Origin of the sequence: Psychroflexus aestuariivivens (genome assembly GCF_004010055.1) — a bacterium.
Taxonomy (GTDB): domain Bacteria; phylum Bacteroidota; class Bacteroidia; order Flavobacteriales; family Flavobacteriaceae; genus Psychroflexus; species Psychroflexus aestuariivivens.
On record NZ_RQVT01000050.1, the window covers coordinates 314,881 to 335,749 of the forward strand.

The window sequence follows — 20,869 nt, forward strand, 5'->3', positions numbered from 1 at the left end:
GTTATCATTTTTTAGGTTACCTTTCCTTAATACAAGCTTAATAATTCATCACTTATATCGGCTTTCATTTGTAAAAAAATAAATAAATCTTTTTTACAATGAAAAAAATTTTACTTGGCGTATTCTTGATGATAGGAATAGGCGCATTTGCACAAGGAACAGTGACAGGAAGTGTGGTTGACCCACAAATGTCAGTACCATTGCCAGGTGTTAATGTTCAGCTTGTAGGAACAACAAATGGAACAACAACAAATTTTGATGGCGAATTTTTACTAAAAGTCAATTCAAAAGAAGGTAAGATCAAAATTTCTTACATGGGTTTTAAAACTCAAGAAATTTCCTTTGAATTTAAATCAGGCGATGATAATGTCGATTTAGGTGAAATTAAGCTTAAAGCAAATGCGAATGCTTTAGATGAAATTGTTATTACCACTTTTTCATTAGCAATCGATAGGAAAACACCAGTTGCTGTATCTACTTTAAAGAGTGCAGAAATCGAAACAAAGATTGGAAATCAGGAGTTTCCAGAACTTTTAAAATCTACACCTGGTATTTATGTTACAAAGCAGGGTGGTGGTTATGGTGATGCCAACCTAAGATTGCGTGGATTCAATTCAGAAAACATTGCAGTAATGATAAACGGTGTGCCAGTAAACGATATGGAAAATGGTCGTGTTTATTGGTCTAATTGGGCTGGGTTGTCTGACGTGACTCGCTCTATGCAAGTTCAAAGGGGTTTAGGAGCTTCTAAAGTTGCTGTGCCTTCTATTGGTGGGACAATAAATATTGTAACTAAAACGACAGATTCAGAGAAAGGGGGAAGCTTCTTTGCAACTACAGGTAACGATGGTTACCAAAAATTTGGTGGGACTGTATCGACGGGTAAATTAGATACCGGCTGGGCAGCGACTATTTCAGCTTCTAAAACAACAGGAAATGGTTTTGTAGACGGTACGTGGTTTGAGGGTTATTCTTACTTTATCAATGTTGCAAAAGATTTAGGTGATGACCATCAGCTTTCCTTTACAGCATTTGGAGCGCCTCAAAAACATGGTCAGCGTCAAAACAGAGAACTTATTGAAACTTTTCAAAGAAGCGAAAGAGAAATTAAGTTCAACCGAGACTGGGGTTACAAAGATGGTCAAGTTACTAGTATAGAAGACAACTTTTATCATAAACCACAAATGTCTTTAAATCATTATTGGGATATTAATAGCAAAACGCAATTATCTACTGCACTGTATGCTTCGTATGGTACTGGTGGTGGTGGTGGTTTTACTGGAGTAAACAAGTTTGGCTTAGACTCTGAATACAGAGATGGTTTTGCTCAACCTGTTAACTTTGATAAAATTGTGGATGAAAATGTTGCGCTTGGAGCATTAGGTTCAGAAACAATCTTAAGAGACTCTAGAAACGATCATGTCTGGTACGGTGGCTTATCTACTTTAACGACAGACTTAACCGAAGATATAAAATTATTAGCTGGTCTTGATTTAAGGTATTACGAAGGGAAACATTTCCAAGAAGTAAAAGATTTACTAGGTGGTCAATTCTATTTTGATGATTCCAATATTAATAATCCTATTAATACTACAGAAGTCGGAGATAAAATTAGCTATTGGAACGATGGAATAGTGCTTTGGGAAGGTGGATTTTTGCAAGCCGAATACTCTGATAATGATTTATCTGCATTTATTTCACTTGCTGCATCTAATACCTCTTACAAACGTATAGACTATTTTAACTATCTTGATTCTGACCCAGAACAAGAAACAGATTTTCAAAACTTCTTTGGTTATTCAGTAAAAGGTGGTGCAAACTATAATATTGACGATAATCAAAACATCTTTGCAAATATTGGATATTTTGAAAGAGCGCCTTTCTTCGATTCTGTTTTCTTAAATTTTCGTAACGATATAAATGCAGAAGCAGAAAATCAAAAAATATATAGCGCAGAGCTTGGTTACGGGTTTAGATCAGGGAAACTATCAGGTAACTTAAACATATACCACACACGCTGGAACGATAGAACTTTAACGCAAAGTTTTCAGAACCAAGATGGAACTTTCGGTTCAGCTAATATCTTGGGTGTAAATGCTATCCATCAAGGAATTGAATTCGATGTGAGATATCAGCCAACCGACCGTTTAACATTTACAGGAATGGCGTCTTTAGGTGACTGGACTTGGGATAATGATGTTACAGATGTACAAGTTTTTGATGATGAGCAAAACCTTGTCAGAACAATTGACCTTTATATTGAAGATCTAAAAGTTGGTAACGCTGCACAAACAACTTTTGCGCTCGGTGCAAATTATGATGTTTTTCCAAGTACAAAAGTTCGTATAGACTATAATTATGCAGGCAACTTTTATGCAGATTTTGACCCGAACAATAGAACATCACCAGATTCTGGCCAAGCATGGGAAGTGCCAGATTACGGTTTAGTAGACTTTGGACTAATTCACAACTTCAAAATCAGTTCACTTGATGCTAAAATCATTGGAAACATATATAACCTTTTTGATACAGAATATATTGCAGACGCTCGAGATGGATCAACATCATCTGCGTCTGATGCACTTGTATGGTATGGTTTCGGAAGAACCTACACCATTGGAACGATAATTAACTTTTAAAACAACATACAATGAAAAATTTATTTCTCTTAAGTAGCATAATGGTTTGTAGCTTACTAATAGTAGGCTGCGAGCCAGTCGAAGATATTGAAAACGAAATCAATACAGAGATCGATAACACGCCGGTAAGTGGAATCTCAGAATACACTTTAGTCGAAGAAGATTATACAGATATTCTAGAATTAGATTTTGCAAACTTCAGCAATAACGAAGAAGCCAAAACACTTGTTCCTGATGTACTTACTGACTTGTATCCATTCTGGGGAAAAGGATCTCAAGTTTTGGTCACTTACAATTTATATTCACCACAACCAGAAGTTGAAGGCGAACCGATTGAGTATACACTTGTTGAAGATGATTACGCACCATATACAGAATATGGTAACTTCGATAACTATGAAGACATCAAAGATTTCTTAAGCAACAAATACCCAAATGCGGAAGAAGGACAACTCATATTATTAACTTTCGATTTTTATAGTGGCTCTGTAAATACACTTACACAAGGTTTTCTTTTTGAAGGTTCTGAATGGCTCCAAACAACTAGTGTTACTGAGGCTCAGTACGAAGAAATGGGACATGGTCAATACTATAACTTTAACAGTGAAGATCAAGCTGAAACGAAGCTCAGCATTTTGCTAAACAATACTGTTTCTTATGAGACTATAGAAGAAGATAGTATAAAGCGTATGCTTTATAAATACTACGATGGCGAAACATTATACCAAGTTGCCAACTTCATTTACACCAATCAAGAATGGATGCTACTCACCAATATTGCAACAGAAAGCTTAAAGTTTGGACATGATGGTGAAACTTGGGTTCCTGACAACACAATTAAATATGAATTTGTTGAAGAGGACTATTCAACAATTGAAGCGGCTTTATCTGCTGAATACCCAAATGCGACTTCTAGTGCAAGCAACTACGGTAACTTCGACAGAAGAGAAGGAACCGATGCTTACTGGAACGATGCAATGATTTTGGAAGCTATAAATGTAGTCCTTGACGAGTTAAATCCAGATGCTGAAAACGGCCAAAAATATGAATTAACTTATGCCGTATATAATGGTACAAATACTACAGAAACCGTTTTTGTAATCAAGGAAGATGGTGCATGGATTTATAATCCAGACGCATAAGACCATTTAAATTTATAAATCTAAAACGAGACTCAATTTTGAGTCTCGTTTTTTTTACAATTAATTCAAATTTGTCCTTCCTTAGTTCGGTTAATTTCTCGTAATTTTAAACAGAATTATGATTAACAAACGTCTGCTCATTAAAAATTTGCTCGCGCACAACGGCGAAAACAGCTTTTACGACAAAAAGCTGAGGATAGATATTGGCAGTAAAGAAGGCAAATCCAAGTTTTTGAAGCACGTTTGCTCTTTGTCTAACACCAATCCTGTAAGCAATGCCTATATCGTGATTGGCGTTGAAGATGAAAGCAACACAATTATCGGCGTAGATTTTTTTGACGACAGCAAAATTCAAAATCTAATCAATGCGTATTTGGAAAACCCGCCAATTGTAGCCTACGAAAATATTCAATTTCCGCATTTGCCTGATGACAAAGTTGTTGGGCTCGTGACCATTCGACCAAAAAAAGATTTTAGCATTTGCGCGCTTCGAAAAAATATTTGGAAATACTGGGGCGGTACAGTTTTTATGCGGGAAGGCAGCATCAGCAAGCCTAGAGCTTTTGATATTGAAATCAAAGATATCAATTCAGAAATTGTCGCAGCCATAGAACAGCATTCACAAAACAACATCGAATTAACGCTCGACGGTTTTCATGATTTTATTATTAAGAGTAAAGATTTCAATCCTTTGTATAAAGTTTTCAAAGAATATTTTGTGCTTTGTTGGGCGGCAAAACCTAAAATTGTTGGCGACAAAACTTTTTATTCACGTGTCAATATTCAGCTAATCAACGAGCAAGTGAAACTGTTTTATTCAGATTTGGATGAGGTTGAGATTCAATATGACGATGACCAATTTCAAATCAAAGAATATGTTCATTTGGGATTGCAAAATAAATTTAAATATTACCCTTTAGAAATCGTCTCCATTAGATTTCAAAATAATATGAAATATGATATTGAATCTCAAATTGTGTTTGAACCACCACAATTCGACCAGAAAACTTTGCGTCACTATCTGAATCATAATAATGTTTTATTATACAAGTTAAAGCGAAATATTGAGCTAACTTCAAATGAAAAATCAGAACTTGTCAATATGTCCACAATTTATCTCATCGCACATCTGAATGGTTTTGACGATGCTATAGATCGGATAGAGCAAGCCAAATCTCTTTTGAAAACTAAACACAAAAAAGCCTACAACAGACTAAAAGATAACTTACGAATACTAAGAAAAATAAAATACAATTAAAATGAGCAGAACACTTGTTATTGGTGATATTCACGGCGCAGACAAAGCTTTAAAAGATGTTTTAGACCAAGTGAAACCAAAACCAGAAGACAAATTGATTTTCCTTGGCGATTATGTCGATGGCTGGAGCGGAACACCAGATTTACTTTCACACTTAATTATTTTGAAAGAAAAACACAATTGCATTTTCATCAGAGGAAATCATGATGATTTAGTTTTAGATTGGTTCAAAACCAATGAAGCCAAACCCAAATGGATGGAACACGGCGGTCAAAGTACAATTGAGTCTTACGAAGATGTTGACAACACAACCAAAGATTTGCACCAAAGGTTTTTAGAGAATCTTACCAATTACCATATCGATGAATCTAACCGATTGTTTGTTCATGCTGGTTTCTCTAATTTGAGTGGTCCAGAAGCAGAATTTTATGAAAACACAGTATATTGGGATCGTAGTTTGTGGGAAATGGTTTTAGCCATGGATCAATCTTTAGAACCAGGAGATGAATTCTACCCAAAACGCTTGGCGCTTTTCAATGAAATTTATATTGGCCACACCCCAACGATAAGAATAGGAGAAACGCGACCAGTCAATTTTGCCAATGTTTGGAATATTGATACAGGCGCAGCTTTCAAAGGTGCAGTAAGTGTTATGGATGTAGATACCAAGGAAGTTTGGCAAAGCAAACCAGCTTTCCAATATTATCCGAATGAAAATGGCAGAAATTAAAATTTATTTAATTTTGAAAAAATATGTTTATGAAGATTGAAGCCAAATCACCAAAAGAATATATCGCTCAACTGCCGGAAGACCGACAAGAAGCAATTTCAAAACTTCGTGAAATAATCAAAGCAAATCTGCCTGAAGGATTTTCAGAAGAAATGAATTACGGCATGATTGGTTATGTGGTTCCTTTTGATTTGTACCCAAAAGGTTATCACTGCAATTCAGATGAACCTTTGCCGTTTATCAGTATTGCCTCACAAAAAAATCACATCGGATTCTATCACATGGGAATTTACGCCAACCAGGAACTTCTGGATTGGTTTGTGAGTGAATTTCCAAAATATTCCAAGCTGAAACTCGACATGGGTAAAAGCTGCATCAGATTCAGAAATCCAAAGAAAATCCCTTTTGAATTAATTGCAGAACTCTGTCAAAAAATGACGCCTGAAGACTGGATTGAAACTTACGAAAGACAGCTAAAGTAAAGTAGATTTTACCTTTTTAAGGATTTTACCAGCTGAAATTCCAGCTAAATCATACAATTCTTGAGTTTCACCATGTTCAATAAATTGATCTGGAATACCAAGTTTGAAAATTCGACCTTTAAAATTTTGATGCTGTGCAAATTCCAGCACAGCATCGCCAAAACCGCCAATTACAGAAGCATCTTCAATAGTAATGATGTTTTCAAATTTTTCAAAAATTACTTTAAGTAAAGATTCATCCAAAGGTTTGACAAAACGCAAATCATAATGTGCTAAATCAAATTCTTGATCAGCCATTTTAATACATTTTTTTACTTCAGAAGCAATACTTCCTACACTAAGAATCGCCAAATCTTCGCCAGATTTCAACAAACGGCCTTCACCGATTTTAATTTTTTCAAAAGGAAGTTGCCAATTTGTATTTTGGCCACGACCTCTAGGATAACGAATAGCAATCGGCTGATTCAAACCTAAAGATGCTGTGTAAATCATTTGGCGTAATTCAACTTCATCGGCAGGTGCAGCAACAATCATATTGGGAATGCAACGCAGAAATGCCAAATCGAAAACACCATGATGAGTCGCCCCATCCTGTCCAACCAATCCAGCGCGATCAATGCAAAAAATAACTGGTAAATTTTGCAAAGCTACATCGTGAATCAATTGGTCGTAAGCGCGTTGTAGAAATGTAGAATATATGGCGCAAAAGACCACATTGCCTTGTGTTGCCATGCCTGCTGCCAATGTTACCGCATGTTGTTCGGCAATCCCAACATCGAAAGCACGTTCGGGTAAAGCTTGCATCATATATTTTAGCGAACTTCCGGTTGGCATGGCTGGTGTAATGCCTATAATTTTCAGATTGGTTTTTGCCAATTCCAAAAGCGTGAGACCAAAAACATCTTGATACTTTGGTGGCAAATTTTGTTCATCTTTGGGTATAATTTCTCCCGTATTTTTATTGAATTTACCTGGCGCATGATATTTTACCTGATCTTCTTCAGCTTGTTTTAAGCCTTTACCTTTTTTGGTTATAATATGAAGAAATTTCGGGCCTTTTACTTTTTTGAGTCGCGCCAAAGTTTTCAAAAGTTGAGGTAAATCATGACCGTCTATGGGACCTTCATAATTGAAATTTAGCGCTTCAATGATGTTGTCTTGCAAAGGTTTTCTGCCGATTTTCGCTTTGGTTAAATAATTCTTCAAAGCGCCAACACTTGGGTCAATTCCTATCGCATTATCGTTTAGAATAACTAAAATATTAGCTTTTGTCACCCCAGCGTGATTCAATCCTTCAAAAGCCATTCCGCTAGCAATTGATGCATCTCCAACGACCGCGATGTGTTGCTTTTCAGTATCACCTTTTAGGTTGGAAGCGATGGCCATGCCCAACGCAGCAGAAATTGCAGTAGAACTATGACCAGTTCCAAAAGCGTCGTAAGGACTTTCATTAAGTTTGGGAAAACCGCTGATGCCGTTCAGTCTGCGATTGGTATGGAAAAGTTTTTGTCTTCCAGTCAAAATTTTGTGACCGTAAGCTTGATGTCCAACATCCCAAACCAAAAGATCCTCTGGTGTTAGAAAAATATAATGCAAAGCAATCGTCAGTTCCACAACGCCCAGACTAGCGCCCAAATGACCTTCCTTGGTGGACACAATATCGATAATGAAGTGTCTTAATTCAGAAGCTAAGTCAACTAATTCTTCATTTGTTAATTGCCTAAGATCTTCAGGTGAATTTATTTTTGAAAGCAATTTCATTTCCATGATACAAAGTTACAGATAAGAAATTGTATTTTTGAATATGCTGAATCCATTTGATGACAATTATTTCATGAAAAAGGCTTTATCCGAAGCAATTTCGGCTTTGAATAAAGGAGAAATTCCGGTGGGTGCAATTATCACTCATAAAAATCAGATTATTGCCAAAAGTCACAATCTTACAGAACAACTCACCGATGTTACTGCTCACGCAGAAATGCAAAGCATAACAGCAGCAGCGAGCTATATCGGCGGAAAATATTTGAAAAACTGCACGATGTATGTCACTTTGGAACCTTGCCAAATGTGTGCAGGCGCCTTGTATTGGAGTCAGATTTCAAGGTTGGTTTTTGCAGCTTCTGATGAAAAACGCGGATATCGTGCGATGAAAACACAACTTCACCCCAAAACAAAAGTTGATTTTGGAATTTATGCAGACGAAGCTTCTGAGTTGATTAAAACATTCTTTCAAAATCAACGAAAATTGAAATAGTTGAATTTATTTCAAAAAAGTATCAAATTTTACAACTTATTTCAAAAATCATGAAAGCTGAATTGTCATTAAATTATTTATCAAGATGCGTTTTACGTGTTACACTCGGCGTTTTGACTTTGTTATTGATTCCATTTTTAGGCATGTATTTCACAACTGAAATTCAATGGAGTTTGTTTGATTTTCTAGTGGCTGCTGGTTTAGCTTTTGAATTTATTTTATTAAAATTCAAAAGTAGAATCTCACGAGTGATTTTTATTTCAGGTTTGATCATATTTTTCTTTTTGATTTGGGCTGAATTATCAGTTGGAATTTTTGGAACGCCCTTCGCCGGAAATTAAATGAAAATAGGTGAAACGTTTTAATTTCCCGAACTCAATTTTTTAGTTTTCAAAACATGAATAAAGGGCGATTTATAAAAAATCACAATGACTTCTTCATTGTAAACTAATTTATGACAGAATGCCTATATTTGCAAAAAAAATCTAGAATGAGTAAATTGTTGATTGTAGGAACTGTAGCCTTTGATGCTATTGAAACTCCTTTTGGAAAAACAGATAAAATTTTGGGTGGCGCTGCAACATATATTGCTTTAAGCGCAGCACATTTTGGTATAGATTCTTCAGTAGTATCTGTTATTGGCGAAGATTTCCCAGAAAAATACCTTGATTTACTCAGAGATAGAAATGTGAATTTAGATGCTTTAGAAGTTGTCAAAGGCGGAAATACTTTCTTCTGGAGCGGTAAATATCACAACGATATGAATACGCGTGATACTTTGGACACCCAACTCAATGTTCTAGCAGATTTCAGTCCAAATGTTCCAGAAGCTTATAAAAATTCTGAAATCGTAATGCTTGGCAATTTGCACCCAGCTGTACAAATGAGTGTGATTGATCAAGTGAATAATCCACAACTTATTGTCTTGGATACTATGAATTTTTGGATGGATTCTGAACTAGAACTCTTGAAAAAAGTCATTGCCAGAGTAGATGTGATTACAATAAATGATGAAGAAGCCAGACAATTGTCAGGCGAATATTCTTTGGTAAAAGCAGCAAGAAAAATCAGAGACATGGGGCCAGATTATGTTGTTATTAAAAAAGGTGAACACGGCGCACTATTGTTTCATAACGAAGAAATGTTTTTCGCACCAGCTTTACCTCTGGAAGAAGTCTTTGACCCAACAGGAGCCGGAGACACATTTGCCGGCGGATTTGCTGGTTATTTAGCAAAAACCAAAGATGTTTCTTTCGGAAATATGAAAAATGCAGTCATTTACGGATCAAATTTAGCGTCCTTTTGTGTCGAAAAATTTGGCACAGAACGAATGCTAGAACTCGAGCAAGGCGAATTGGAAAGACGCTTGAAAAATTTTCAAGCATTAACCCAGTTTGAAATCAATTTAGCATAGACAAATAACGCCCTGAAATTTCAGGGCTTTTTTATTAGAAATAGAATGAGTGAATTAATAAAACACGAATGTGGTATCGCAACCTTAAGATTGCTGAAACCATTGTCTTATTATAAAGAAAAATACGGCACAGCTTTCTACGGCATCAACAAAATGTATTTGATGATGGAAAAGCAACACAATCGCGGTCAAGATGGCGCTGGAATTGCAAGTGTAAAACTGGACGTCGAACCAGGTAATCGCTACATCAGTCGTGTGCGTTCAAATGAAGCCCAACCTATACAAGATATTTTTGCGCAAATCAATCATAGAATAAACGCTGAAATAGAAGCAAATCCAGAACTTCAGGATAATGTAGAGCTTCAAAAAAAGAATCTGCCATATATTGGCGAAGTTTTTTTAGGACACGTACGCTATGGCACCTATGGCAAAAACAGTCTTGAAAGTGTACATCCATTTCTTCGACAAAATAACTGGATGCATCGAAATCTAATTGTTGCTGGGAATTTCAATATGACAAATGTCAATGAATTATTCCAAAAACTTATTGACATTGGCCAGCATCCAAAAGAAAAAGCCGATACCATTACTGTGATGGAAAAAATCGGACATTTTTTGGACTCTGAAGTTAGAAAACTTTATAAAAAATTAAAATCTGAAGGTTTCAATAAAAAAGAAGCCTCACCACACATTATCGAACAGTTGAAGATTCATAAAATTCTGAGAAAATCTTCAAAAGATTGGGACGGCGGTTATGTTTTGGCTGGCATGCTTGGTCATGGCGATTCTTTCGTCATGCGCGATCCAAATGGAATTAGACCTGCCTATTATTATAAGGATGATGAAGTGGTTGTAGTCGCTTCCGAACGTCCTGTGATTCAAACCGCTTTCAATGCGAAATATGAAGATGTTCATGAATTAGATCCTGGACACGCTATAATTACCAAAAAAGATGGTTCGGTAAGTTTCAAAAAAATATTGGAGCCAAAAGAACGTAAAGCATGTTCTTTTGAAAGAATTTATTTTTCCAGAGGCAGTGATGCTGAAATTTATACAGAACGCAAAAACCTTGGTCGATTATTAATGCCAGAAGTTTTGGACGCCATAGATTTCGATACTATGAATTCTGTATTTTCATACATTCCAAATACTGCAGAAACTTCGTTTTATGGAATGGTTGAGGCTGCTCAAGATGAGCTGAACAGACAGAAAAACCAAGCCATTCTAAAAGAAAAAGAAAATTTAACTGACGAACGACTTTCTGAAATTTTGAATCTGAGGCTTCGGACAGAAAAAATTGCTGTGAAAGACGCCAAGCTCAGGACTTTCATTACTGAAGACAGTAGTCGCGACGACTTGGTTGCTCACGTTTACGATGTGACTTATGGTGTTGTAAAGCCTACGGATAATTTAGTTGTGATTGATGATAGCATTGTACGAGGTACAACTTTGAAAAAAAGTATTTTGAAAATGTTGGACCGCTTGAACCCGAAAAAAATCATTATTGTGTCTTCTGCACCACAAATTCGCTATCCGGATTGTTACGGCATTGACATGGCAAAATTAGAGGATTTTGTAGCTTTTCAAGCCGCAGTATCTTTATTGAAAGAGCGAGGTATTTATGATGAGGTAGTGGAGTCTATTTACAAAAAATGCCAAAATCAACCTGTGTTTGCTTCAGAAACCGAAGAAAATTATGTAAAGGCGATGTACGAGCCTTTTTCTTATGAAGAAATTTCCGATAGAATTGCCCTGTTGCTTAGTGAAGAAAGTATAAATGCTGAGGTCAAAGTGATTTACCAAACTGTGGAAAAACTTCATGAAGCTTGTCCTAAAAATCTTGGCGATTGGTACTTTACCGGAGATTATCCAACACTTGGAGGTAATAAAGTGGTAAACAAGGCGTTTATGAACTTTTATGAAGGTAAAAACGACCGTGCTTATTAATTAAATTTATAGTTTTTATTTTTATATTCTAGCATTTTTTAACATAAAAAGACGCAACGTTTTGCTCATTATTCCTACTTGTCAATAGAGTGCTTACGTTCTAAAAAATATGTTAATTTAGCGCTTTTTAAAACTTAAGAAATGTCACAAGATTCAACAAGAAAAAATCCAGAAGAAATAGAACTTGGCGAAGTTCTGCATAAAATTAAATCTTTATTTAAGTCGATTTTGATAGAAATTATCAAGGCTTTTAGATTTTTATATAAACACAAATTCATTTTAGTTGCCTTATTTATTATCGGTTACGTTGGTGGATATTTTTTAAATTCAATTAAAGAAAAAAAATACGTCAACGAGGTTTTAGTAAAGCCGAATTATAAAAGCACAGAATATTTGTATAGCAAAGTTGATGCAGTTGACAATAAACTTTCGAGCAATGACAGCATTTATTTAAAAAATATTTTTGGTGACAACTTTAACTTAGTCTCTAGTATAGAAGTTGAACCGGTATTGGATATTTACGATTTGGTCTCTCAATCTGAAGACCACAAGCAAACATTCCAAATGCTTTTTAAAGAAGAAGGCAATCTAGAGTTTTTAGAAAAACCAGTGAACATAAGAAATTATCCTGTTCACAAAATCAAAGTGATTGTAAAAGGTAAGGAAAATCACCAGCAATTGACCAACAAGTTCTTGGCATTCGTATCACAAAACGAATATTATGAAAATTTAAAAGAACTCCTGTTTGCCGATCTTCAAAAACAGTTGAAAGAAAATGCGCAGATGCGTCAGCAAATAGATTCCATCGTTGAAAATAGCCAGTCTGAGAATTCACCAAAAATAACGACTTCTGAAATAAGCTTCAATGGAGCGCAAAGTTTGCATGAATTACTCATTCATAAAAAACGCTTATTAGCTGATGATGTTAAGGTTTTAAAATCGATTGCGACTGAAGACGAAGTCCTTAAAATTATAGACGCGTCTTACCAAATTTCAGATAAAGAATACAACCGTTCTTATAAACTTCTGTCTGTAGTTTTAGTTCTGCTTTACTGCTTGATATTTTTCTTCAGATATTTGTCTAGGAAAGCATTGAAATTTACCCGAAATAATTAAAAATATTTCATCAAAACTCAGAAATCATTATTTGATGAATAAAGCCCTAAACGTATTTGGTAAAAAACCAGAAGACATCAAAATATTGGCACTCATTGAGGTTTTAAGAGGGCGAAAAAATCACTTTGTAATGAAGGTTTGCATCTCGGCTCAACATCAAAAAATGCTGAATCAAGTGTTAGATTTTTTTGAAATAAAACCAGATTATGATTTTAATGAAATTCAACCAAAACCTAAATTATCTTACCTCAACAATTGTAGAATAATCGAAATACCAATTTGAAAGCAAAACTTCAAAATATTATTAACGACTCCGATTTTAAAGAAATCCTTACCAAAGGATTTTCTTTTTTGGTGTTTAGACTTGGTGGTACAATCGCAGGCTACTTGTTTACGATGTTCATCACGTTGAAGTTTGGCGCCAATATTTATGGATTGGTGGCTTTGGGTTTTTCTATTTTTCTAATTTCTAGCGTAGTTGGTAAGATGGGTTTGGATATCAATATCCTACAATTTTTTTCGGACGATGACAATGACAAGCAGTCTGGTATATTTTATAAATCTATAATAAAATCTTTTGCACTCAGCAGCTTGATCGCACTTGGGATTTATTACTTCAGAAATGAGCTTGTATTGCATGTTTTTGAGGAGCCTAAACCACAACTTTTGCCCTATTTGCCTTGGGTCTTGGCAGCCATCCCATTTTGGTCCGCTAATAATATTTGCAATGGATATTTACGCGCTAAGAAAAAAACCAAAGCCTTTGCATTTTTCAATAATCCAGGGCGGTTTGTGTTTGCTTTGCTTGCCATATTAATTTTATATTTTTTTACAGAAGATCCTTTAATCACAGTACAAGCTCACTTTTTTGGCGTGCTGATTAGCGCATTGCTTAGCTTTTTGGTGGTGTCATTTCAAATCAAATCACTTCAATTGAAAAGTACAGTCAATTCATGGCGTTTTCTAAAAAGCGCCTTGCCAATGATGTTGTCCTCATCGATTCTGATTTTGTTGGGTTGGATGGACACAATAGTGATGGGAATTTACGTGACCGACTCCGAAATTGGAGTTTATAATGTAGCTCTAAAAGTAGCCACGCTAACCAGTTTTTCATTAGAAGCAATCAATTCTATTTTAGCACCTAAAATTGCACAGAATTACTGGAAAGGCGATGAGAAAAATTATAAGAAGTTGATTGCATTTTCGACTAAACTTAATTTTTTTATCAGTTCAGGTGTAGTGTTGGTAATTATATTTGCGAGTCAGTTTTTGTTGGGTATGTTTGGAGATGAATTTGTTGCGGGTACCACTATTTTATTTATTTTTTGTTTTGGACAAATTGTCAATTCCTTTTCAGGTTCGGTTGCTGTTATTTTGCAGATGATAGGTAAACAGAAAGTTTTTCAGAATTTTGTATTAACCGCACTTATCATCAATGTAGTGGCTACCTTTATTTTGACACCGATTTACGGTGGTATTGGTTCGGCGATAGCAACGGTTTCAAGTATATCATTTTGGAGTATTGGCTGCTCTATTTACTTGAAACGAAAAATGGGTATAGTTTCATATTTCAATCCCTTTCAAAAATTTTCAAAAGGAAATAATAAGACTTAGATAAATAAGCAAATGGCAGGAATTTACGGAATTTTGTTGAATGGTTTAAACCATGAAAGTGAGCTTAACTTGTATAAGAATTTTTATAGATTCAGGTTTAAGGATACTATAAATGAAGAATTAAAGTATAAGCAAAATTACTTTGGTAGATCAGTCATAAATAAATTTAATGATGATCGTTTTCTCTATGAAAATGATTTTTATATAGTTTGCCTCGAGGGAATTAATTATTCTAAAATTAATACACCTCAGAAAATTATTGATGCTTATAAAGAACAAGGCAGCAATTTTGTTAAGAGTTTGGAAGGCACATTTTCTGGATTTATTTTTTCAAAAAACGATGAAGAGCTTACTCTTTTTACCGATAGTTTATCAACTAAAAATATTTATTATTATTATGATAAAAATATTGGTTTTGCTTTTTCTTCTGAATTGCATGTACTTTCTAAGCTTTTAAGAGATCATAATATACCTATCAGTTATGATTATGATGGAATTTATTCATTAGCTCTTTATGGCCAAATGTATAATAACTTCACGCTGGTTAAAGAAATAAAAAAAATAAATTATGGAACTGTACTGACATTTGAATGTCGTGGAAGTACTATGACAACCCAGCAATATTATAAAATTTCTAAAAACGAGCGCTCACAATCTAAAGAAGAGGTTGTCGAATCTATAGAAACATTGATGACTAAATCAATCAGACAAGAATGGCAAAAAGATAGAGATAACTCATATCAAGAACATTTAAGCTTGTTGAGCGGAGGTATGGATTCTAGGGTTAACACTATCGTTGCGAAAGAACTTGGCTTTAATAAAATCAATGCATTCACCTATGGTAATCCAAATTCTAGCGATGTAAAATTCGCCAAAGAAATCGCTCAAGATAATTTCTATTCTCACATACAGTTTAATCTTCAAAAAGGAGATTTTCTTATTGAGAATATACTGAACAATTATGTTAAGGCTACAGATGGTTTGACGCATTTTACGGCAAATGCAATTATTTATAATGCGTTGAGCAGAATAGAAAAACAAAATTATGGCTTACTTCACTCAGGACAAATAGGCGACGTCTTATTTGGATCATTTTTGAGACCTAATTATGACTTTAAGAATAATAAAGATAAGATTGGATTGACCGGTTTTGTGAAGAATAAGGAAATGCTAGAAAAAATGGATTTTCTAGATGAACTTACAAGCAAATACAATAATTCAGACTATGAGGTCTTCGGTTTTGAACAACGGCAGATTAATGGTACTTTAATGGGAGATAATGTATTTAATAACTTTATTGATCAAGTCTCTCCATTTTATAATACTGAATTGTTAGATTATTGCCTAACAATACCTAACAGTTTTAAAATCAACCAAAAGATATATTTTGATTGGTTGAAAGTAAAGCATCCGAAAACTCTGAATTATAAATGGGAAAAAATAGGCCTTAAACCAAACTCGGATTTTAATATCAATTATGGCAGATTGATTAAAAAATATGTCAATGGAGGAAAAAAATACTTTGGATTACGATATGATAGTATGAATCCAATAACAAATTGGTTTCAAGCTAATCCAAAGTTGCTAGAAAAATTTAATCAGATATTTAACGAAAATATTGACTTAATCCAAGATAAAGAACTTAAAAAAGACTTAGTTTCAATTTATGAAAAGGATATTTTTGAATACCGCAATAGGTTTGCTGTGATTACAGTTTTATTAGCAATTAAGCTTCATTTTAAAATATAAAAATAAATGTCTTACGAAAAAAGTAAAATCTCGATTTCACCCTTTCCTATTGTCAGGTCGTTTATCGCTGTTTTTTTATTTATTAATCTCGTAGGTATTATTGATTTACCGCTTTATAATAATAAATTGGAGAACGTCAAAGTGATCTATTTATTTTTGATAGCCTTAGTATCTTTTGCATTACCAGCATTTTTTTTTAGAATCATAAAATTTAAAATTTCAGAGAGAGACATTAAGTTTGATAAACATAAACTTGTTAGAATTCTTTTTTACGCAATCAATTTAATAACTGTCTTTTCTATAATTTATACCAATGTTAGAAATGGACAGATTATTATTTTTTCAGAGGACGATAGATTTGGACCAACAGTAATTACAAACTTATTTGTTTATATGTCCATTGTAATCACGTTAACTTATTACAGCTGCATACTTCTAGAAAACAAAAAACTCAAGGCAAAGTATTTTGTGTTTTTGGCTTTTCAATCTATTTTATTCTTGTCTCTAGGATTTCGATCACCCTTAATCAGTCTTTTAGGTGGTTTTTTTGTAATTTTTTATACGATTAGAAATGATTATCAAAATAATTTAAAAAGAGTTTTTTCTTTCAAAATACTTGTTAGTGCACTTCTACTATTAGCCTTAATGTCTTCTATTGCTTCTTTTAGGGTAAGCAGGAAATACGACCTTGGTAGGTATTATAAAAATATTGATGATAAATATCTTGAAGAAAATACATATTTAGAGCCTTTTGTTCCAACATTATCGTTGTTTAGATACGATCAACAAATAGTTAGCACTTTGATTGAAGAAAAAGAAGGTGACCCTATGTATTTGGGACTTGCATTTGCCAATATAAAAACCTTACTGCCAGGAACACAATGGGCAGCTAGAAATATAATAGGCGATATTACAGGTGCAAGGAGCAGACCAGATGGCGTGCCTTGGAGTATAACCCCGACGCTTCAAGGTGCTTTGTTCGTAGATGGTGGTTATGTTTTTGTCGCAATTGGTTTTTTTATGGCTGCGCTTTTAATGGAGATTTTGCGTAAATACGTTAGAAAAAGAAAAAATCCCTTCACTGTTGCTCTATACGGAATCGTTGGTGTTTCTTTGTTAAAATGCATCCATACTGGATATATAGATGTTCCTTTTTTAATTATTATTGCTTCGCTTTTCTTTTTGAAGTTTATCGTTTATAACATTAATTATAAGAAGATAAGTATTTAGAAAATTCATTAATTTCTATCCAGTTTTTCAGATTAAAAAACTTGTGAATTATATACGAAATAAATAATGTATTTATTCTAGAAAACCAAAAAGCACATTAAAATCACTTGGGATTTAAGAGGCTATTCAATCGACTGATTAATCTTTTTGCAACTAAATCCTTTTTATAATTTTGTGCGTGTTTTAAAGCCTCTTGTCTCATCGCTTCTTTACTTGAAGAATTCATTTTCAAAAAAGAATTTATACACTCAAAAAGCGCTTGACTATTTTTACTTTCAAATAAAAAACCATTGACTTCATGTTGTACATAAGTTGATGGTCCTTCAATATTAGAAGCTATTACAGGTGTACCACAAGCCATAGCTTCCACACCAGTCAAGCCTAAGCTATCATGATAAGTCGGAAATATGTAGATGTCAAATTGATTATATAAATGAACTAATTCATTTTGTTTTACAAATCCAATAAAATTTACATTAGATAAATCATGTTCTTTAATAAAAGTTTTAATTTTTTCTTCGTCTGGTCCTTTTCCAGCAATAGTAGCTGTAAAAGGAATTCCTTCATTTTGTAGCATTACTAAAGCTTTCAAAAAAGTTTTCCAACCTTTTTCTTCTATTAATCGAGAAACGAAACCTAAGTTTAATGTTGAATTTTGGGGTTTATTTTTTTCTTTATAAAAAAGAGCTGGATCAATGCCACCAGATGGAGAAACGAAAATATCTTTTTCTGATAAAAAAGGGTAATTTTTTAAAATTTCATACTTTAGGTAAGATGATGGCACAACGATTAGTTCAATTCTTTTTAGAATTTTTGAAGCTATGCTTTTATAGAACTTTTTTCGTTCTAAATAGCTAAAATCATTGCCATGTGCATTTATTACCCATGGTTTATTTTTAAAAGGTAGTAATACTAATAATATAGGCAAATGATGGGTTAGATAATGAAGATAAATAAAATCATAGCGACAAAAAGTATAGTTTTTTAAAATTGATAAATAATGGATTAGATACCTGAAAAGTTTTTTTGGGGCAGAATAGGATTTCCCTTTAATAACAGATTTAGCAGTAAATTTAATTCCTTGTGATTCAAATTCTTCCTTAAAGTTTTTGACAAATACGCCAAATAAGCCATCGTTTTTTGATGGATACATATTAGATATCAAGAATATTTTCATTGGATAAATTATAAATTGATTGCTATTAAAACCATTAGACGTTAGGTTTTAAAGTTTACTTTTGTCAAAAGTACATTTTAATTAAAGACATTTATTGGCGTGTTTCAGATTTATTAGAGTTTATGCATTCACTTTAGGAATATTTAGTTTTTAGAATTTTTTGTGCTAATCGAAATGATTTAATGACTATTTGGTGTTACTTTTTCAATAATGAACAATATTCTGTAAAATTTTTCGCTAAATATATCGAAGTTTTTTACTTTTCTAAATTCGCATAGCGAATTAAAATCGGCATTTTTTTTATTTAAAATAGTAGCTTAGCCGTGAGTTTTTAAAGCATAAACAAAATGAAAGCACGAACACTGACAATTGTAACAAGATTGTTTTTATTTATTGCAGTTTTTTTTCTGCCTATAAAAACATCTATTAGCAATATTGGTATAATTGGGCTTATAGTCACCAGTATTTTTTCCTTCATAATGTACGGTGCTGATTTTAATAAGAGCAACCTAAAGAAGTTTTTTTATCTTTCAACTTTCACCCTCATCGTTCCAGTATTATTAGGATCTATTTACTCTTCGTTACCAGGTGAAGCATTTGATGAAATCTTTAAATATATTTTCTTGCTTCTACTTCCTATTTTGCTATTTAGAAAAGATCTTTCAGAATTATATTTTGAAACAATTTTGAAAAATAGCCTAATAGCTGGTTGTTTCTTAAGTGGAATATTTTTGTTGAGCTATACTTTCTATGATTTTTTTTTAGTAAGAGATCTCCCAATCGTCAAATTATTTAGCAGTCATATTACAGGATTTAATTTTTTAGAACCAATTGGAGATAGACTACATCCCATTTATGTAGGATCTTATTTTGTAACTGCGCTGAGTTTTTTGTTATTCTCCGAGTTAAAAGTCCATAAAGCTTTTAAAGTAATTATTGTTCTTATTTATATTTCTAGCATTGTTTTCATGAATTCTAGGATTATATTTTTCTCGTTATTCGTTATTTTTATTCTATTTTCTTTGACTAAATTACCGCTTAAAACTTTTTTCTTGTCATTAGCATTATTAGTTGTAGGTTTAATTATTGTTTTCCCCTTTATTGAAAAGACATACATTTTCAATAAAGCTATAAATGGAACAGTTTGGGATTTGAAAAATAATGTAGGAACGCCAAATACAGCTGAAAGTATAACTTCGGACTCCAGAATGTCAAGATGGATTGTTGGTTGGGAGCTTTTCACTGAAAAACCTCTAATAGGTTACGGTACTGGAGTGGAAAAAGAAGTTTTATTAAAAGCGTTTAAAAAAAATGAAATGTCGCGTTCAGTTTCACAAGGCTATAATGCTCATAACCAAATGTTAAGTTACTTAATTAGGTTTGGATTGTTTGGCTTCTTTTTCATGATGGCCTTTTTTATCGGAAATTCGTATATGGCTTTTAATCACAAAGACATTGTTTATATATCTTTCTTAATATTGATGCTTGCAATATTTTCAGTTGAAAACTTTATAGACAGTAACATGGGAATAAATATATTGGTATTATTGAATGCAAACTTTCTCTTAAAAACAAAATATGCTTAAAAGAAAATTTTTGTTCTTAATATATGTGTTATTTTTTAAAAATACACCAGAGGATTTTAGACCATATAGTTTATTCTTTCCAAACATTAGGCGTTGGCTTGTAACCCACTATTTAGAAGAATGTGGAAAAAACCTGAGAGTTAAAAAAGGAGCTGAAATCTCTTTGAATTCCACAATAGGAAGTGACTCAGAATTAGGTTCAAATTCTGTAATCCAAGCAAATGTTGAAATAGGCAATAATGTCATCATGGGACCTGATATTAAAATTTATTCTAGAAATCATAAATACGACAGACTAGATATACCAATTCAACAGCAAGGCAAAAGTTATTATAAAACTAAAATTGGTGATGATGTTTGGATTGGTGCGAATGTGATCATAACTGCTGGATGTAATATAGGTGACCACGTAATTATAGCTGCTGGCTCTGTGGTAACAAAGGACATTCCTGAATGGGCAATCATTGGTGGTGTCCCAGCCAAAGTGATTAAATATAGAACAGAAACAAAGAAATAAGTTTAAATCGCCTT

18 protein-coding genes are annotated in these 20,869 nt (G+C 33.5%); 16 read left to right on the forward strand and 2 right to left on the reverse strand.

Annotated features, from left to right (window positions below; all coding sequences use genetic code 11):
- The first annotated feature begins 98 nt into the window (after positions 1 to 98).
- The 5 genes from EIG86_RS10030 to EIG86_RS10050 all read left to right on the forward strand — a co-directional run bounded on the left by EIG86_RS10030 (position 99) and on the right by EIG86_RS10050 (position 6,251).
- The gene (locus EIG86_RS10030) at positions 99 to 2,639 is read left to right on the forward strand and encodes a TonB-dependent receptor (protein WP_127846037.1); all 2,541 of its coding nucleotides are present in this window, start codon (positions 99 to 101) and stop codon (positions 2,637 to 2,639) included.
- An 11-nt stretch (positions 2,640 to 2,650) separates the two neighbouring features.
- Positions 2,651 to 3,781, forward strand: coding sequence for a hypothetical protein (locus EIG86_RS10035; protein WP_127846038.1), 1,131 nt, complete (start codon positions 2,651 to 2,653; stop codon positions 3,779 to 3,781).
- 118 nt (positions 3,782 to 3,899) lie between these two features.
- A complete protein-coding gene (locus EIG86_RS10040; RefSeq protein ID WP_127846039.1) occupies positions 3,900 to 5,039 on the forward strand; it encodes an ATP-binding protein in 1,140 nt (379 codons plus the stop codon).
- Between the two features lies 1 nt (position 5,040).
- Positions 5,041 to 5,769 carry a metallophosphoesterase family protein gene (locus EIG86_RS10045; protein ID WP_127846040.1) on the forward strand — a complete coding sequence of 243 codons (729 nt, stop codon included), beginning with the start codon at positions 5,041 to 5,043 and terminating at the stop codon, positions 5,767 to 5,769.
- Between the two features lie 29 nt (positions 5,770 to 5,798).
- The gene (locus EIG86_RS10050; RefSeq protein WP_127846041.1) at positions 5,799 to 6,251 is read left to right on the forward strand and encodes a DUF1801 domain-containing protein; all 453 of its coding nucleotides are present in this window, start codon (positions 5,799 to 5,801) and stop codon (positions 6,249 to 6,251) included.
- On the opposite strand, the gene dxs is transcribed toward EIG86_RS10050, so the two are convergent.
- Positions 6,243 to 8,018, reverse strand: coding sequence for a 1-deoxy-D-xylulose-5-phosphate synthase (gene dxs, locus EIG86_RS10055; RefSeq protein WP_127846042.1), 1,776 nt, complete (start codon positions 8,016 to 8,018; stop codon positions 6,243 to 6,245). The genes EIG86_RS10050 and dxs overlap by 9 nt on opposite strands.
- Positions 8,019 to 8,055: 37 nt before the next feature.
- Between dxs and EIG86_RS10060 the strand changes: the two genes are divergently transcribed.
- From EIG86_RS10060 to EIG86_RS10100, 9 genes are all read left to right on the forward strand, one after another.
- Positions 8,056 to 8,505: a nucleoside deaminase gene (locus EIG86_RS10060; RefSeq protein WP_127846043.1), complete on the forward strand. Its 450-nt coding sequence runs from the start codon at positions 8,056 to 8,058 to the stop codon at positions 8,503 to 8,505.
- A 50-nt stretch (positions 8,506 to 8,555) separates the two neighbouring features.
- Complete coding sequence (locus EIG86_RS10065; RefSeq protein ID WP_240032201.1) at positions 8,556 to 8,846, forward strand: hypothetical protein; 291 nt, start codon at positions 8,556 to 8,558, stop codon at positions 8,844 to 8,846.
- Between the two features lie 149 nt (positions 8,847 to 8,995).
- Positions 8,996 to 9,919, forward strand: a complete 924-nt coding sequence (locus EIG86_RS10070; protein ID WP_127846044.1) for a PfkB family carbohydrate kinase — start codon at positions 8,996 to 8,998, stop codon at positions 9,917 to 9,919.
- Positions 9,920 to 9,964: 45 nt separating this feature from the next.
- The gene (locus tag EIG86_RS10075; RefSeq protein ID WP_127846045.1) at positions 9,965 to 11,866 is read left to right on the forward strand and encodes an amidophosphoribosyltransferase; all 1,902 of its coding nucleotides are present in this window, start codon (positions 9,965 to 9,967) and stop codon (positions 11,864 to 11,866) included.
- A gap of 141 nt (positions 11,867 to 12,007) precedes the next feature.
- Complete coding sequence (locus tag EIG86_RS10080) at positions 12,008 to 12,982, forward strand: hypothetical protein (RefSeq protein ID WP_127846046.1); 975 nt, start codon at positions 12,008 to 12,010, stop codon at positions 12,980 to 12,982.
- 34 nt (positions 12,983 to 13,016) lie between these two features.
- Positions 13,017 to 13,265 (forward strand): hypothetical protein, encoded by a 249-nt coding sequence (locus EIG86_RS10085; RefSeq protein ID WP_127846047.1) that lies wholly within the window; start codon positions 13,017 to 13,019, stop codon positions 13,263 to 13,265.
- Positions 13,262 to 14,596 carry a flippase gene (locus tag EIG86_RS10090; protein WP_127846048.1) on the forward strand — a complete coding sequence of 445 codons (1,335 nt, stop codon included), beginning with the start codon at positions 13,262 to 13,264 and terminating at the stop codon, positions 14,594 to 14,596. The genes EIG86_RS10085 and EIG86_RS10090 overlap by 4 nt, the downstream gene beginning before the upstream one ends.
- Positions 14,597 to 14,608: 12 nt before the next feature.
- A complete protein-coding gene (locus tag EIG86_RS10095; RefSeq protein WP_127846049.1) occupies positions 14,609 to 16,345 on the forward strand; it encodes an asparagine synthase-related protein in 1,737 nt (578 codons plus the stop codon).
- A gap of 6 nt (positions 16,346 to 16,351) precedes the next feature.
- Positions 16,352 to 17,575: an oligosaccharide repeat unit polymerase gene (locus EIG86_RS10100; protein WP_127846050.1), complete on the forward strand. Its 1,224-nt coding sequence runs from the start codon at positions 16,352 to 16,354 to the stop codon at positions 17,573 to 17,575.
- Between the two features lie 103 nt (positions 17,576 to 17,678).
- Here EIG86_RS10100 and EIG86_RS10105 read toward each other — a convergent pair whose 3' ends face one another.
- Entirely contained in the window at positions 17,679 to 18,752 is a 1,074-nt protein-coding gene (locus EIG86_RS10105) for a glycosyltransferase family 4 protein (protein WP_127846051.1), read from the reverse strand.
- A gap of 347 nt (positions 18,753 to 19,099) precedes the next feature.
- On the opposite strand from EIG86_RS10105, the gene EIG86_RS10110 reads away from it, so the two are divergent.
- On the forward strand, positions 19,100 to 20,338 hold the full coding sequence (locus EIG86_RS10110) for an O-antigen ligase family protein (RefSeq protein WP_127846052.1): 1,239 nt from the start codon (positions 19,100 to 19,102) through the stop codon (positions 20,336 to 20,338).
- Positions 20,331 to 20,855 (forward strand): acyltransferase, encoded by a 525-nt coding sequence (locus tag EIG86_RS10115; RefSeq protein ID WP_127846053.1) that lies wholly within the window; start codon positions 20,331 to 20,333, stop codon positions 20,853 to 20,855. The genes EIG86_RS10110 and EIG86_RS10115 overlap by 8 nt, the downstream gene beginning before the upstream one ends.
- Positions 20,856 to 20,869 lie beyond the last annotated feature (14 nt).

Coding starts and splice junctions, on each gene's coding strand:
- EIG86_RS10030 (WP_127846037.1), top strand. CDS start 99: ATGAAAAAAATTTTACTTGGCGTATTCTTGATGATAGGAATAGGCGCA.
- EIG86_RS10035 (WP_127846038.1), top strand. CDS start 2,651: ATGAAAAATTTATTTCTCTTAAGTAGCATAATGGTTTGTAGCTTACTA.
- EIG86_RS10040 (WP_127846039.1), top strand. CDS start 3,900: ATGATTAACAAACGTCTGCTCATTAAAAATTTGCTCGCGCACAACGGC.
- EIG86_RS10045 (WP_127846040.1), top strand. CDS start 5,041: ATGAGCAGAACACTTGTTATTGGTGATATTCACGGCGCAGACAAAGCT.
- EIG86_RS10050 (WP_127846041.1), top strand. CDS start 5,799: ATGAAGATTGAAGCCAAATCACCAAAAGAATATATCGCTCAACTGCCG.
- dxs (WP_127846042.1), bottom strand. CDS start 8,018: ATGGAAATGAAATTGCTTTCAAAAATAAATTCACCTGAAGATCTTAGG.
- EIG86_RS10060 (WP_127846043.1), top strand. CDS start 8,056: ATGCTGAATCCATTTGATGACAATTATTTCATGAAAAAGGCTTTATCC.
- EIG86_RS10065 (WP_240032201.1), top strand. CDS start 8,556: ATGAAAGCTGAATTGTCATTAAATTATTTATCAAGATGCGTTTTACGT.
- EIG86_RS10070 (WP_127846044.1), top strand. CDS start 8,996: ATGAGTAAATTGTTGATTGTAGGAACTGTAGCCTTTGATGCTATTGAA.
- EIG86_RS10075 (WP_127846045.1), top strand. CDS start 9,965: ATGAGTGAATTAATAAAACACGAATGTGGTATCGCAACCTTAAGATTG.
- EIG86_RS10080 (WP_127846046.1), top strand. CDS start 12,008: ATGTCACAAGATTCAACAAGAAAAAATCCAGAAGAAATAGAACTTGGC.
- EIG86_RS10085 (WP_127846047.1), top strand. CDS start 13,017: ATGAATAAAGCCCTAAACGTATTTGGTAAAAAACCAGAAGACATCAAA.
- EIG86_RS10095 (WP_127846049.1), top strand. CDS start 14,609: ATGGCAGGAATTTACGGAATTTTGTTGAATGGTTTAAACCATGAAAGT.
- EIG86_RS10100 (WP_127846050.1), top strand. CDS start 16,352: ATGTCTTACGAAAAAAGTAAAATCTCGATTTCACCCTTTCCTATTGTC.
- EIG86_RS10105 (WP_127846051.1), bottom strand. CDS start 18,752: ATGAAAATATTCTTGATATCTAATATGTATCCATCAAAAAACGATGGC.
- EIG86_RS10110 (WP_127846052.1), top strand. CDS start 19,100: ATGAAAGCACGAACACTGACAATTGTAACAAGATTGTTTTTATTTATT.
- EIG86_RS10115 (WP_127846053.1), top strand. CDS start 20,331: ATGCTTAAAAGAAAATTTTTGTTCTTAATATATGTGTTATTTTTTAAA.